We start from the raw sequence: 14,028 nt of genomic DNA, 5'->3' as shown, positions 1-14,028 counted from the left end.
GGATACCGCTAAATCACGTCAGTGGAAGGCTCCGTCGAAGCAGGCGGAGCCGCGGACTCAACTCTTTTTCTGGGCGAACAGCGCGTCGAGGTGCTGCTCGAACGCGTGGTAGTTGATGCGATCGTAAAGCTCCATGCGGGTCTGCATGGTGTCGATCACGTTCTTCTGCGTGCCGTCGCGACGCAGCGCGGTATAGACGTTCTCCGCCGCCTTGTTCATCGCGCGGAACGCCGACAGCGGGTACAGCACCAGCGACACGTCGACGCTGGCCAGCTCTTCGGTGGTGTACAGCGGGGTGGCACCGAATTCGGTGATGTTGGCCAGGATCGGCGCCTTCACGCGGTCGGCGAAGGTCTTGTACATGGCCAGTTCGGTGATGGCTTCCGGGAATATCATGTCGGCACCGGCCTCGATGCAGGCGGCGGCACGGTCCAGCGCGGCGTTCAGGCCTTCGACGGCCAGCGCGTCGGTGCGCGCCATGATCACGAAGCTGTCGTCGGTGCGCGCGTCCACGGCCGCCTTGATGCGATCGACCATTTCCTGCTGGGTGACGATTTCCTTGTTCGGACGGTGACCGCAGCGCTTGGCGCCGACCTGGTCCTCGATGTGAATCGCTGCCGCGCCGAACTTGATCATCGACTTGACGGTACGCGCCACGTTGAACGCCGAGCTGCCGAAGCCGGTGTCCACGTCCACCAGCAGCGGCAGATCGCAGACATCGGTGATGCGGCGCACGTCGGTGAGCACATCGTCCAGACCGGTGATGCCGAGGTCCGGCAGCCCCAGCGAGCCGGCCGCGACACCACCGCCGGACAGATAGATGGCCTTGAAGCCGGCGCGCTTGGCCAGTAGCGCATGGTTGGCGTTGATAGCACCGACGACCTGCAGCGGATGTTCACTGGCCACGGCGTCACGGAAACGCTGACCGGCAGTAGTAAGAGTCATGCATTGCCCCTTTTGTGTGGTGTTTGTTCAAGAGCACCCTTGAAATGGCGCTCGACATTGCGCTTGGAAGCGGCGATATGGCGGCGCATCAGCAGCTCCGCCAGTTCGCCATCGCGGTCGGCGATGGCATCGAGGATACGGTGATGTTCAGCGAACGCCTGATGCGGTCGGTTCGGCGTAGTGGAGAACTGGATGCGGTACATGCGCACCAGCTGATAAAGCTCGTCGCACAGCAGCTTGGCCAGGGTGCGATTGCCACTGCCCTGGATGATCCGGTAGTGGAAATCGAAATCGCCTTCCTGCTGGTAGTAGCCGACACCGGCCTGGAACGCCTCGTCGCGCTCATGCGTGCCCAGCACCCGGCGCAGCTCGTCGATCTCGGCCTCGCTCATGCGTTCGGCGGCCAGGCGGCAGGCCATGCCTTCGAGCGATTCGCGGATCTCGTAGAGTTCGATCAGCTCGGCATGGCTGAGCGAAACCACCCGGGCGCCCACATGCGGCACGCGAACCAGCAGCTTCTGCCCTTCCAGCCGATGCATCGCTTCACGCAGCGGGCCACGGCTGATGCCATAGGTACGCGCCAGCTCCGGCTCGGAGATCTTGCTGCCCGGTGCGATCTCCCCTTTCACGATTGCCGCCTGGATATGACGGAAAACATGCTCGGAGAGCGTTCCACTATCGACCTGAGCACCGGCGGGTGCATCTAACGAATCCAGCATATTGTCGACACTTGAAGTTAAGGCTCAGGGAAAATTACGCCAGCAACACGCAGCGGTCAATCCTCGCACCCACGGATTGTCAACAATCGAACTAAAGTCGAATGCCGCCCCGCTCTTGCGAACACGCGTGGCTGACAGGTTATGACCACTTGTCGCGACCCCCAAATCGCCATGCTAGAATGCGAGCCCTTCGCGGCGCGCCGCGGCACCTCGCCTCGCTGCGAGGCGCTGCGCTCAGCCAGTCCTCGTCCTCCCTGTCCTCCTTTTAAACGTACTCGGGATATATGAGAGTCAACGCCTACGCCCTATCACTCTGCCTGCTGCTCGTTCCCGGTATTGGCCACGGCGCCGAGAAAACCATCTATGGTCTGAACGAGCACATCGCGATCCCGGAGTTCAACCTCGAGTTGTCGGCCAAACTGGATACCGGTGCGCAGACCGCCTCGCTGAGTGCGCGCGACATTTCCCGTTTCAAGCGCAACGGCGAAACCTGGGTGCGCTTCTATCTGGCCGTCGACAGCGCACATGCGCACCCGATCGAGCGACCGCTGGCACGCATCAGTAAGATCAAGCGCCGCGCCGGCGATTTCGATCCACAGGAAGACAAGACTTACACGGCCCGCCCGGTCATCGAACTCGATCTGTGCATGGGCAAGACCAAACGCAGCATAGAAGTGAACCTGACCGACCGCAGCGCTTTCCAATACCCGCTTTTGATTGGCTCCGACGCGCTTACCCGCTTCGGTGCCCTGGTCGACCCAAGCCGTACCTACGTCGCCGGCAAGCCCGGCTGCACCAACAAAACCGACGCTGACGAGTAATACCCATGCGCGCACTGACCCTGCATCTGAAAGTCCTGATCTTTGTGCTCGTCGCCCTGGGCATATCCATTACGGCGTACCAGATCTTCGTTCTCGGCATCCCGGTGACCGAGGATGAAACCGACGACCTGTGGAATATCGACGCCAAGGTCGAATTCCTTGCCAGCCCACGCGAGCCGGTGAAACTCCAGATGTTCGTGCCGCCGCTGAACCAGGAGTTCGTCAGCCTTAACGAGAGCTTCATCTCCAACAACTACGGCGTCAGCATCAACCGCGCCGACGGCAACCGCCGTGTCACCTGGTCGGCACGCCGCGCCAGCGGCAAGCAGACGCTCTATTACCGACTGGTTCTGACCAAGCGCTATAGCGGCGAGCAGCCGAAGGTCACCGGACCGATCTTCCGTGACAGCATTCCGGTCGAAGGCGCCGAGAAGATCGCCGCCGAAGCGTTGCTGTCGCCCATCCGCCAGCACTCGGCCGACGTCGAGACGTTCATCAGCGAAGCGATCAAGCGCGCCAACAACGTCGAGGACGACAACGTCAAACTGCTGCTCGGCGGCGACGCCTCGCCTGCCAACAAGGCGCACGTGATCGAACTGCTACTGTCCATCGCGCACGTACCGATGGAGCGCGTCCACACCGTGCGCCTGCTGGCCGAACAGCAGCAGACGCCGGAACTCTGGCTGCGCAGCTTCAACGGTGACAAATGGCTGTACTTCAACCCGGAAACCGGCGAACAGGGTCTGCCGAAAGACCGCCTGGTCTGGTGGACCGGCGATCAGCCGCTGATCAACCTCGAAGGCGGACGCAACCCGCAGGTCTCGTTCACGCTGAACAACAGCGAGATGAACGCGATTCGCCTGGCCAAGCTGACCGACGAGAACACCGACGCCGACTTCCTCGAATACTCGCTCTACGGCCTGCCGCTGCAGACCCAGCAGACCTATCAGATCATGATCATGATTCCGATCGGAGTGCTGGTGATCCTGATCCTGCGCAACCTCGGTGGTCTGCAGACACTCGGCACCTTCACGCCAGTGCTTATCGCCCTGGCCTTCCGCGAGACGCAGTTGGGCTTCGGCATTGCGCTGTTCACCGTAATCACCGCACTCGGGCTGTCGCTGCGCTCCTATCTGGAACACCTCAAGTTGCAGATGCTGCCGCGCCTGTCGGTGGTGCTGACCTTTGTCGTGGTGCTGATCGCGGTCATCAGCCTGTTCAGCCACAAGCTCGGTCTGGAGCGCGGGCTGTCGGTGGCGCTGTTCCCGATGGTGATTCTGACCATGACCATCGAACGCCTGTCGATCACCTGGGAAGAACGCGGCGGTACCCACGCCTTCAAGGTCGCCATCGGCACCCTGGTGGCCGCGACCCTGGCGCACCTGCTCATGAGCATTCCGCAGCTGACCTACTTCATCTTCACCTTCCCGGCGGTGCTGCTGATCATGGTGGGCTTCATGCTGGCGATGGGGCGCTACCGCGGCTACCGCCTGACCGAACTGTTCCGTTTCAAAGCCTTCCTCAAGGACTAAGACCATGTTCGGCCTGATCAAGACGTGGAAGGCCCTTGAAGCCAAAGGCATCATGGGCATCAACCGGCGCAATGCGGACTACGTGCTCAAGTACAACAAGCGGCACCTGTACCCGATCGTCGACGACAAGATCATCACCAAGCAGCGCGCCATCGAGGCGGGCATCCACGTGCCGGAAATGTACGGGGTGATCGAGACCGAGAAGGACATCGAGAAGCTCAAGGACATCGTCCGCGACCACCACGATTTCGTCGTCAAGCCCGCGCAAGGTGCCGGCGGTGACGGCATCCTGGTGATCGCCGACCGTTTCGAGGGTCGCTACAAAACCGTGTCGGGGAAGATGCTTAGCCACGACGAGATCGAGCATCAGATTTCCAACATCCTCACCGGCCTTTACTCCCTCGGCGGCCACCGCGACCGCGCACTGATCGAGTACCGGGTCACACCCGACCCGATCTTCAAGAGCATCAGCTACGAAGGGGTGCCGGACATACGCATCATCGTGCTGATGGGTTATCCGATCATGGCCATGCTGCGCCTGCCGACTCGCCAGTCCGGCGGCAAGGCGAACCTGCACCAGGGCGCTATCGGTGTAGGGGTCGACCTGGCAACCGGCATCACGCTGCGTGGCACCTGGCTGAACAACAAGATCACCAAGCACCCGGACACCGGCAATGCTGTGGACGGCGTGCAGCTGCCCAACTGGGACGGTTTCATGAAGCTGGCCGCCGGCTGTTACGAGCTGTGCGGGCTGGGCTATATCGGCGTCGACATGGTGCTGGATGTCGACAAGGGCCCGTTGATTCTGGAACTCAACGCACGTCCCGGCCTGAACATCCAGATCGCCAATGACTGCGGCCTGACCCACCGGGCGCACGCCGTGGAAACCCGACTGGCCGAACTCAAGGAGAAGGGCATTCAGGAAACCCCGGAAGAGCGCGTCAAATTCTCCCAGGAGCTGTTCGGCCACGTTCCGGCCCACAGCTGACGCCGCACATCGAGTCGCCCGGCCTTCGTGGCCGGGCCCGACTCGCCAAGACGACCGCCATGCCCATCTGCACGCTCCACCCGCTGCCCTATCACGCCGATCCCGGTCACTGGTTTGAACGCATTCACGATGCCCCCGGCGCGGTACTGCTGGATTCCGGCCGGCCACAGGCGTCGCGTGGCCGCTACGACATCATCAGCGCCTGGCCGGAGCAGATTCTCACCCCGGCGGCCGATGAATGCGGTGTGGCGTTCTTCCAGCGCCTGCGTCTGGCGCTGGCCAGCCTCGGCCCGGCGGACGCTCCCGACGCTTACGAGCTGCCGTTCCTTGGCGGCCTGATCGGCCTGCTTGCTTACGACTTCGGTACCCGCCTGGAAGAACTGCCGCAAACGGCGGTGGACGATCTCGCTCTGCCGGTCGCGCGCTTCGGGCTCTATGCCTGGGCCTTGATCAATGACCACCAGCGGCGCACGGCGCACCTGCTGTTCCACCCCGCCCTCGCGCAGGCTGAGCACGCGCGCTTGCTGAGCCTGTTCCAGCAGCCTGCCGCTGCACCGAGTGCCCAGCCATTCAGCCTGCGGTCGCGATTTGGTGGCGATCTCGACAGAGACCGCTATCGCTGTGCCTTCGAGCGCATCCAGAACTACATCCGCGCCGGCGACTGTTATCAGGTGAACTTCACGCAACGCTTTCGCGCCGCCTACCAGGGCGACCCCTGGCTTGCCTATCGCGCATTGCGCGCGGCCTGCCCCACCCCGTTCGCCGGGTTTGTCGCACTGGAAGATGGCGCCATCGCCAGCCTGTCCCCGGAGCGGTTTCTGCAGCTCAGCGACGGCACGGTGGAAACCCGTCCGATCAAGGGCACACGTCGCCGTCAGGCGGATCCGGCCGCGGACCTGGCGCTGGCCGAGGAGCTGCTCGCCAGCGAAAAGGACCGTGCCGAGAACCTGATGATCGTCGACCTGCTGCGCAACGACCTGGGTCGCAGCTGCGAGATCGGCAGCGTGCATGTGCCCGAACTGTTCGCGCTGGAAAGCTACCCCAACGTGCATCATTTGGTCAGCGCCGTGCGCGGCACGCTGGCCGCCGGCAAGGATGCCTTCGACCTGTTGGCCGGCAGCTTTCCGGGTGGCTCGATCACCGGCGCCCCGAAGATCCGCGCGATGCAAATCATCGACGAGCTGGAGCCAACCCGCCGCTCGATCTACTGCGGCTCGCTGCTGTATGTGGATGTACGCGGAAGGATGGACAGCTCGATCACCATCCGCACCCTGTCGCTGCGCAACGGCCAGGCATGCTGCTGGGGTGGCGGCGGCATCGTCGCCGATTCGCAATGGGAGGCGGAATATCAGGAGTCGATTGACAAGGTGAAGGTGCTGCTGGAAACCCTGGAGGGGCTGTAGCACTAGGCTGGAAGCGACCGGCCGGAGCCGGTCGCCGAGTCGGAACGGCTGTCAGAGCGCCAGTTTGCGATTCGAAGCCTTGAGGAACTCTTGTTTCAGATCGGCGTAGCTATGTACCGCCGGGAATTGCGGGAACTCGGCGATCACGTTGTCCGGCGCGTGGAACAGGATGCCCGCATGCGCTTCGCTGAGCATGGTGGTGTCGTTGTAGGAATCGCCGGCTGCGATCACCCGGTAATACAGGCTCTTCAGCGCGATGACCGACTGACGCTTGGGGTCCTTCTGGCGCAGCTGATAATCCACCACGCGGTCGGTGTCATCGGTGATCAGGCGGTGGCACAGCAGCGTCGGGAAGCCCAGTTGACGCATCAGCGGCTGCGAGAACTCGTAGAAGGTGTCCGACAGGATCACCACCTGGAAACGCTCGCGCAGCCAGTCGACGAACTCCACTGCACCTTCGAGCGGCTTGAGTGTGGCGATTACCTGCTGAATGTCCGAGAGCTTGAGGCCGTGCTCGTCGAGAATGCGCAGACGCTGCTTCATCAGCACGTCATAGTCGGGAATGTCCCGCGTGGTCGCCCGCAGCGACTCGATTCCGGTGGCCTCGGCAAAGGCAATCCAGATCTCCGGAACCAGTACGCCCTCCAGGTCGAGACAGGCTATTTCCACGGGCCACTCCTCATTCATGTAGAAAAGAAAGGCGGCACTCTATCGGCAACGCAGAGGCGGCGCAACGCGGCGCTTATAGCCGAAACGCACTATATATGCGAACAAAGGTTATTTAGTGACATAACTGCTCTTTGCTACCATCCGCCGCCACAGAGCGCCCAGCGCCGATCAAAGGAAAGCCGCCCGATGAGCCCATCTATCGACGTCGCCGAACTGGCCGCCGCCTATGCCACCAAATCGCCCCAGGACATTCTCAAGCTCGCCTTCGACTTGTTCGGCGACGAGCTGTGGATTTCCTTCAGCGGCGCCGAGGACGTGGTGCTGGTTGACATGGCTTGGAAACTCAACAAGAACGTCAAAGTATTCAGTCTGGATACCGGGCGCCTGCATAGCGAAACCTATCGCTTCATCGAGCAGGTCCGCGATCACTACGGGATCGCCATCGAGATCATGACACCGGACCCAGCACTGCTCGAGCCGCTGGTGAAAGAAAAGGGACTGTTCAGCTTCTATCGTGACGGTCACAGCGAGTGCTGTGGCATCCGCAAGATCGAGCCGCTGCGGCGCAAGCTCGTCGGAGTGCGAGCCTGGGCGACCGGCCAGCGGCGCGACCAGAGCCCCGGCACACGCAGCCAGGTCGCCGTGCTGGAAATCGACAGCGCCTTCTCGACCACGGAGCGCACGCTGTACAAGTTCAACCCGTTGGCGCAGATGACCAGTGAGGAAGTCTGGGGCTATATCCGCATGCTGGAAATCCCCTATAACAGCCTGCATGAGCGCGGATTCATCAGCATCGGCTGCGAGCCGTGCACTCGGCCGGTGCTGCCGAATCAGCACGAACGGGAAGGCCGCTGGTGGTGGGAAGAAGCCACCCACAAGGAATGCGGGCTGCACGCCGGCAATCTCATCGCCAAGCAATAACGCGGCAAGGCGGCGCGTGTGCCGCCTGCCTCAGCGCACTCTTACCAACTAGTAGACGGGCAGTTCCACGCCCTCGAACAGCTCATCCAGCTCGACCTTGTTGCGGCACTGAATGGCCTTGTCGAGCATCGTCCGATCGAGATGCGGGGCGAACTGCTCGATGAAGTCGCACATGAATCCACGCAGGAACGTGCCGCGGCGAAAGCCGATCTTGGTCACGCTGGATTCGAACAGCTCGCTGGCGTCGAGCACCACCAGGTCGGCGTCGAGCCTGGCATCGACCGCCATCCGCGCGACGATCCCTACCCCCAGCCCCAGTCGGACGTAGGTCTTGATCACGTCGGCGTCCGCCGCGGTGAACACCACCTTGGGCGACAGGCCATGATGGCTGAAGGCCTCGTCGAGCTTGGAGCGGCCGGTGAAGCCGAATACGTAGGTGACGATCGGGTGCTCGGCCAGCGCTTCGAGGGTGAGTTTCTCCATTTTGGCCAGGGGATGCCCCTGAGGAACGATCACGCAGCGATTCCAGCGGTAGCACGGCATCATGATCAGGTCGCCGAACAGCTCCAGACCTTCGGTCGCGATGGCGAAATCGACGGTCCCGTCCGCCGCCATCTCGGCGATTTGCGTGGGCGATCCCTGATGCATGTGCAGCGACACATCCGGGTACTGCTTGATGAACGTGCTGATGACCCGCGGCAGGGCATAGCGCGCCTGGGTGTGCGTGGTGGCGATGCTCAGCGTGCCCCGCTTTTCATTGGAGAACTCCTGCGCGATCTGCTTGATGCTTTCGCATTTGCGCAGAATCTCGCCAGCCGTGGTGATGATGCGCTCGCCAGCGGGCGTGACACGGGTCAGATGCTTGCCGCTGCGGGCGAAAACCTCGACGCCCAACTCGTCTTCGAGCAGGCGAATCTGTTTGCTGATACCAGGTTGTGAAGTGAACAGGCTTTGTGCAGTCGCCGAAACATTGAGGTCATGGTGCGCCACTTCCCAGATGTAACGCAGTTGCTGGAGCTTCATAGATAACCCTCAAAGACAAAGACGCCACGCTGGATGCTGATCCGCCATTCTTATAACCGAATTAGCATTTTTTATTGGATGATATATCTATCCGCGACTTTCTACTGCGCGACCTTCGTCGCGCAAGCCCTTACAGAAAACACGGCTTCACGTTGAGCTTAGCAGCCCGAAGGCGCCGCGGAGCCGCGTCAGCCGGGGGCCAGCGCCTGCCCCTGAATGTTTTTGCACGCGAAGCCTGCGCGGCGGAAGGCCGTCAGCGACGATCCGTCGCATAGCGCGCAAGGAACGACAATGCCCGGTACAGCGCCTGCGTGCGCGGCATGGCACAACCGGCCAGCTCGGCTGCGGCCAACGGCGCAGCGTAGAGCGCCGTCAGTTCCAACGGTCTCCGATGCGCATGATCGTGATACATGCTCGGTAGGTAGTCCGGCAGCTGCGTGGTGCCTTCGATCAACTTGTCCGCCAGGCCGGACGGCAGGGTGAAGCCACTGGCCGCCGCCGCAGCTACCACCTCATCCATGATCGAGCGGATCAGCGCACGGCTGTCGGCATCCGCTAGCAGTGCCGCCGTGCCGGCATTGAGCAGCACCGAGAGACCATTAAACGGTACGTTCCAGACCAGCTTGATCCAGCGCGCCTGCTCCAAGCTGGACATGGCGACCGAACCCACACCGGCCGCCTTGAGCATCGCCACACCGACGGCGACCACAGCCTGGCGGGCCTCGTCGCTTTCAGCCGGCCCTGAGTGATAAGCGAGGTTGATGTTACCCAGCGCCTGATGCTCGACCACACCGGGCGCACTGCGATGGGCATAGATGGCGCACAGCCCGCCGAGCAGATGCACCCCGGCCGGCAGCAGCGGCCGGATCTCGTCCTCAACCGCCAGACCGTTCTGCAATAGCACGACCTTCGCCCCGGGCGCCGCGATCTGCGTGATGGCGGGCAGCAGAGCCGCCGTGCCGGTGCTCTTGGTCGCGACGAACAGCCAGTCGCAAGCGGGCATCTGATCGGCGCTGCGATAAGCCTGCACATTGGTGAGATGCTGGCTGCCGAGCACCGCGCTGTTGATCCGCAAGCCGTGCTCACGCACCGCCTCGTACTCGCTGCGCAGCAGAAAATGCACATCGTGCCCGGCCAGCGCCAGCTGCATGCCGTAATAGCCACCGATAGCGCCGGTACCAATGATCGCAATGCGTAGGCGAGATTCAGACATCCAGGAACTCCGATATAAAGAAGGCGATGCGGCACGATAACAGCCGGCGACGGAGCGGCACAGCGCCGCCCTGCTGCCGCCAGCGGCGCCAACCGGCCAACTCCTGGCGCATCGGCGGCGGCACTGAATGTCGTTGTCGAGCCTGCATGTTTAGCGCTAAGGTTCCGTCTCCCCCGCTGCGCCCCATGCCTGCTCCGCCGCACCGGGATGGCTGGCGGACGGCACCCGAGACCTGACGAGTAACACATGGCCGATTTACCCATCAACGACCTTAACGTCGCCTCTAACGTCACCCTGATCACCCCGGAACAGCTCAAGCAGGAACTTCCCCTGACCGACTCCGCCTTGCGCACCGTCGCCCATGGGCGCCAGGTCGTGCGGGATATCCTCGACGGCAAGGACCATCGCCTGTTTCTCGTGGTCGGCCCCTGCTCGATTCATGACCTGAAGGCCGCGCACGAATACGCCGAACGTCTCAAGGTGCTTGCCGAGAAGGTGTCCGACAGCCTGTTCCTGATCATGCGGGTGTATTTCGAGAAGCCGCGCACCACGGTGGGCTGGAAAGGTCTGATCAACGATCCTTACATGGATGACTCGTTCAAGATCCAGGATGGCTTGCATATCGGCCGCAAGCTGCTGCTCGATCTCGCGGAAATGGGCCTGCCGACGGCCACCGAGGCGCTGGACCCCATCTCTCCGCAGTACCTGCAGGACCTGATCAGCTGGTCGGCCATCGGCGCACGCACCACCGAGTCGCAGACCCACCGTGAAATGGCGTCCGGCCTGTCATCGGCGGTCGGTTTCAAGAACGGCACCGACGGCAGCCTGACCGTCGCGATCAACGCCCTGCAGTCGGTTTCCAGCCCGCATCGTTTCCTCGGCATCAACCAGGCCGGTGGCGTATCCATCGTTACCACCAAGGGCAACAACTACGGGCACGTCGTGCTACGTGGCGGCAACGGCAAGCCCAACTACGATTCGGTCAGCGTGACGGTTTGCGAGCAGGAGCTGACCAAAGCCGGCATCCGCCCGAACATCATGATCGACTGCAGCCATGCCAACTCCAACAAGGATCCGGCGCTGCAGCCGCTGGTGATGGACAACGTCGCCAACCAGATTCTGGAAGGCAACGCTTCGATCGTCGGTCTGATGGTGGAAAGCCACCTGGGATGGGGTAATCAGCCGATCCCCAAGGATCTGTCGGAACTGGCCTACGGCGTCTCGGTCACCGATGCCTGCATCGACTGGGATACCACCGAGAAGGCCATACTCGGCATGCATGCCAAGCTGCGCGACATCCTGCCCAGCCGCCGACGCGGCTGACAGGGTTCAACAGAGCGCCGGCCCTTGCCGGCGTTTTTCATTCCTGCTCGTCTTGCTGTCCGCCTGGCGCGTTCTGGCGCTCGATGTAACGCTCCACATAGGAGCAGGATGGAATGACGCTGTAACCCTCCTGCTCGGCGAACTCCAGCGCATGCTGTGCCAGCACCGCCGCGATACCGCGACCACGCAGCGCATCCGGAACGAAGGTTCGATAGATGTCCAGCGTCTGTTTGCCAAGGTCCATGTAAGCCAGATAAGCGCAATGGCCCTCGACGCTAACCTCGAATCGGTGTCCGCTCCGATCATGGTGCACGGTAAGTGTGTCGCTCATTTCGACTCCTCAGCAGGATCAGCCAATCTTGTTATTGTTCGCCCGGTTGCATGCATGGGCACTCGGGCTGCCTGAGAACCAGCGTTCTTTTCTACCCGCTTCTGTCGATTTCGACCAGTGCTGGCGTCAATTCCGGCCGCAAGAGAAAGCGCACGACATTTGCCAAGATTCAGCACAAGCCGATGGCGTTCACTACACTGCCTCAAGTAAACAGACCTGATACTGGATGTTTTTTATCCAACTTGCAGTCGAGGGGCCGAGGGGCTGCCGGAGTTTTCCGAAAAAAAACGCTCGTGCAGCTCGTCGACTCGGTTTACTTAAACGAAGTTACAGGTAGTATGTGCGCGCAAACTTTCCATAACGGAAGTTGCTTATGGATTTCCACCTTAAGGGGAACACGATGAACAACGTTCTGAAATTCTCTGCTCTGGCTCTGGCCGCAGTTCTGGCTACCGGTTGCAGCAACAGCATGACCAAAGAAAGCGAAGCCCGTCTGACTGCTACCGAAGACGCCGCTGCCCGCGCTCAGGCTCGCGCCGACGAAGCCTACAGCAAGGCTGACGAAGCCCTGGCTGCTGCTCAGAAGGCTCAGCAGACCGCTGACGAAGCGAACGAGCGCGCTCTGCGTATGCTGGATCGCGCCAGCCGCAAGTAAGCTTCAAGGCAACAAAAAAAGCCGACCTACAAGGTCGGCTTTTTTATTTGTCGCAATACGCCCCGCGGACAACGCCACGGGGCTTAATGCTCAAAAAACTTGCTCTTCATGACTGGCTATGGATACCGATTGCTGATCGGCAATCTCGATCGGCAAACCGTCTTCGCCAGCAACGATATCCCGGATCATCTCCCAATCAAGATGCAGAGTGCGCATCTGCTCGTCGCGCTTGAGCAGTGTATTGACGACTACGGCGTGCTTGTCCATCAGCGTCAGTTTCTTCTCTTCGTCTTCCAGCGGCGCATGGGCCTCCAGGTAGACCTTACCGTCGCTCACGCCGAACTTGTACGGCTCGTCGATAATGCGCACCGGCGTTCCCACCTTGACCATGCGCGACAGCTCGAGAACGTTGTTGTTCAGCATGCGGAAACAGCCGTGGCTGACGCGCATGCCGATGCCGAACTTCTTATTCGAGCCATGAATCAGGTAGCCCGGGATGGCCAGACTCATCTTGTACGGGCCCAGCGGGTTATCCGGTCCCGGCGGCACCACCGTGGGCAACGGATCGCCATCCGCAGCGTGCTCTTCGCGAATGGACTTGGGCGGATACCATGCCGGGTTGGCGGTCATGGCGGAAATACGCGTACTGCCTACAGGCGAACCCCAGCCTTCGCGCCCGATGCCCAGCGGATAGGTGTGGACGACGCTGCCGCCGGCCGGGTAGTAGTACATGCGGTACTCGGCGATGTTGATCACGATACCCTCGCGCGGCCCTGGCGGCAGGATGAAGCGCGTCGGCAGGATGATGTCGGTCCCCTCGCCCGGCAGCCACGGATCCACGCCTGGATTGGCGGCCACCAGTTCGGAATAGCCCAGATCGTTGGTTTCGGCGATCGCGGCGAAGGTGTCTTCGTATTTCGCCTTGATCACGCGGATCTGGCCGACTACATCTTCGCCCTCAGGCGGCAAAGGCAGCTCCAGCGCGACGCTCTGGCCAGCCGCCAGCAAAGCCGCAAGAGACAAACAGGAGGCGACAGCAGACGCACGCGAAAGCATTACGGAAACCCTTGGCTGATTGATCGAATTGACGGCGATTGTACTCGAAGCCGACGTCGCCGGCGCCTACCAGGCACTTACCGCGGACAGAAGGCCCCTGCTGCGCGCATCCAGCAACTGCAGGCAGGCCGGACACAGACGCCGGTCCTTCAGCGTCTCGCGCTGCAGGTCCTGCCAGCGCGGCTGCGCTGGCAGCAGGCCCCCGCACAGTGTGCGATCCGCATTACCGCTCAGCTCCAGCTGGCGCAGCGCCAGATGCAGACGATTCTCGCGGCAGGCGAACAGATCGAACTGCTCGTCCGGCACGATGAGTCGATAGGCATACAGGGTCTTGGCTGAGCGCGGCATCGAGTGCTCCCGTTCGAGGGGCGCGACAGTAGCTGCGCGCTCGCGCCAGCGCAAGAGGCTCGCAGGGCCTCAGGCAGACGG

The 14,028-nt window shown here is 61.9% G+C and carries 15 protein-coding genes; 7 read left to right on the top strand and 8 right to left on the bottom strand.

What is annotated here, in order from left to right; translation table 11 throughout:
- Nucleotides 1-57 precede the first annotated feature (57 nt).
- Nucleotides 58-945 (bottom strand): methylisocitrate lyase, encoded by an 888-nt coding sequence (gene prpB, locus U8L64_RS08805; protein WP_008570197.1) that lies wholly within the window; start codon nt 943-945, stop codon nt 58-60.
- On the bottom strand, nt 942-1,664 hold the full coding sequence (locus tag U8L64_RS08800) for a GntR family transcriptional regulator (RefSeq protein ID WP_008570198.1): 723 nt from the start codon (nt 1,662-1,664) through the stop codon (nt 942-944). The genes prpB and U8L64_RS08800 overlap by 4 nt, the downstream gene beginning before the upstream one ends.
- A gap of 284 nt (nt 1,665-1,948) precedes the next feature.
- On the opposite strand from U8L64_RS08800, the gene rloA reads away from it, so the two are divergent.
- Genes rloA through pabB form a run of 4 tightly spaced genes read left to right on the top strand, consistent with a single transcriptional unit; the run spans nt 1,949 to nt 6,408 of the window.
- On the top strand, nt 1,949-2,485 hold the full coding sequence (rloA, locus tag U8L64_RS08795) for a retropepsin-like aspartic peptidase RloA (RefSeq protein WP_008570199.1): 537 nt from the start codon (nt 1,949-1,951) through the stop codon (nt 2,483-2,485).
- Between the two features lie 5 nt (nt 2,486-2,490).
- Nucleotides 2,491-4,017 carry an osmotic stress tolerance membrane protein RloB gene (gene rloB / locus U8L64_RS08790; protein ID WP_043297104.1) on the top strand — a complete coding sequence of 509 codons (1,527 nt, stop codon included), beginning with the start codon at nt 2,491-2,493 and terminating at the stop codon, nt 4,015-4,017.
- A 4-nt stretch (nt 4,018-4,021) separates the two neighbouring features.
- The gene (locus U8L64_RS08785) at nt 4,022-5,005 is read left to right on the top strand and encodes an alpha-L-glutamate ligase-like protein (protein WP_008570201.1); all 984 of its coding nucleotides are present in this window, start codon (nt 4,022-4,024) and stop codon (nt 5,003-5,005) included.
- A gap of 59 nt (nt 5,006-5,064) precedes the next feature.
- The gene (gene pabB, locus U8L64_RS08780) at nt 5,065-6,408 is read left to right on the top strand and encodes an aminodeoxychorismate synthase component I (protein ID WP_077683040.1); all 1,344 of its coding nucleotides are present in this window, start codon (nt 5,065-5,067) and stop codon (nt 6,406-6,408) included.
- A 51-nt stretch (nt 6,409-6,459) separates the two neighbouring features.
- Here pabB and thrH read toward each other — a convergent pair whose 3' ends face one another.
- Nucleotides 6,460-7,077 (bottom strand): bifunctional phosphoserine phosphatase/homoserine phosphotransferase ThrH, encoded by a 618-nt coding sequence (gene thrH / locus U8L64_RS08775; RefSeq protein ID WP_043297106.1) that lies wholly within the window; start codon nt 7,075-7,077, stop codon nt 6,460-6,462.
- On the opposite strand from thrH, the gene U8L64_RS08770 reads away from it, so the two are divergent.
- Entirely contained in the window at nt 6,961-7,998 is a 1,038-nt protein-coding gene (locus U8L64_RS08770; protein ID WP_333396747.1) for a phosphoadenylyl-sulfate reductase, read from the top strand. The two genes, thrH and U8L64_RS08770, sit on opposite strands and share 117 nt — an antisense overlap.
- Before the next feature lie 48 nt (nt 7,999-8,046).
- Here U8L64_RS08770 and cysB read toward each other — a convergent pair whose 3' ends face one another.
- Both cysB and U8L64_RS08760 read right to left on the bottom strand, forming a co-directional pair.
- Nucleotides 8,047-9,021, bottom strand: coding sequence for an HTH-type transcriptional regulator CysB (gene cysB, locus U8L64_RS08765; protein WP_043297108.1), 975 nt, complete (start codon nt 9,019-9,021; stop codon nt 8,047-8,049).
- A 253-nt stretch (nt 9,022-9,274) separates the two neighbouring features.
- Nucleotides 9,275-10,234, bottom strand: coding sequence for a putative 2-dehydropantoate 2-reductase (locus U8L64_RS08760; RefSeq protein ID WP_333396220.1), 960 nt, complete (start codon nt 10,232-10,234; stop codon nt 9,275-9,277).
- 246 nt (nt 10,235-10,480) lie between these two features.
- On the opposite strand from U8L64_RS08760, the gene U8L64_RS08755 reads away from it, so the two are divergent.
- Nucleotides 10,481-11,557 (top strand): 3-deoxy-7-phosphoheptulonate synthase, encoded by a 1,077-nt coding sequence (locus tag U8L64_RS08755; RefSeq protein ID WP_054093200.1) that lies wholly within the window; start codon nt 10,481-10,483, stop codon nt 11,555-11,557.
- A gap of 37 nt (nt 11,558-11,594) precedes the next feature.
- Here U8L64_RS08755 and U8L64_RS08750 read toward each other — a convergent pair whose 3' ends face one another.
- Complete coding sequence (locus U8L64_RS08750) at nt 11,595-11,888, bottom strand: GNAT family N-acetyltransferase (RefSeq protein ID WP_043297111.1); 294 nt, start codon at nt 11,886-11,888, stop codon at nt 11,595-11,597.
- 400 nt (nt 11,889-12,288) lie between these two features.
- Between U8L64_RS08750 and U8L64_RS08745 the strand changes: the two genes are divergently transcribed.
- Entirely contained in the window at nt 12,289-12,543 is a 255-nt protein-coding gene (locus tag U8L64_RS08745; protein WP_008570211.1) for an Lpp/OprI family alanine-zipper lipoprotein, read from the top strand.
- Nucleotides 12,544-12,633: 90 nt separating this feature from the next.
- On the opposite strand, the gene U8L64_RS08740 is transcribed toward U8L64_RS08745, so the two are convergent.
- Nucleotides 12,634-13,599, bottom strand: coding sequence for a L,D-transpeptidase family protein (locus U8L64_RS08740; RefSeq protein WP_043297112.1), 966 nt, complete (start codon nt 13,597-13,599; stop codon nt 12,634-12,636).
- Nucleotides 13,600-13,665: 66 nt separating this feature from the next.
- Nucleotides 13,666-13,947 carry a hypothetical protein gene (locus U8L64_RS08735; protein WP_054093201.1) on the bottom strand — a complete coding sequence of 94 codons (282 nt, stop codon included), beginning with the start codon at nt 13,945-13,947 and terminating at the stop codon, nt 13,666-13,668.
- Nucleotides 13,948-14,028 lie beyond the last annotated feature (81 nt).

This window comes from Pseudomonas sp. FIP_A4 (assembly GCF_036701605.1).
Taxonomy (GTDB): Bacteria; Pseudomonadota; Gammaproteobacteria; order Pseudomonadales; family Pseudomonadaceae; genus Stutzerimonas; species Stutzerimonas phenolilytica.
Note: the sequence above shows the minus strand (reverse complement) of the source record. Positions and strands in the feature narration are given on the sequence as shown.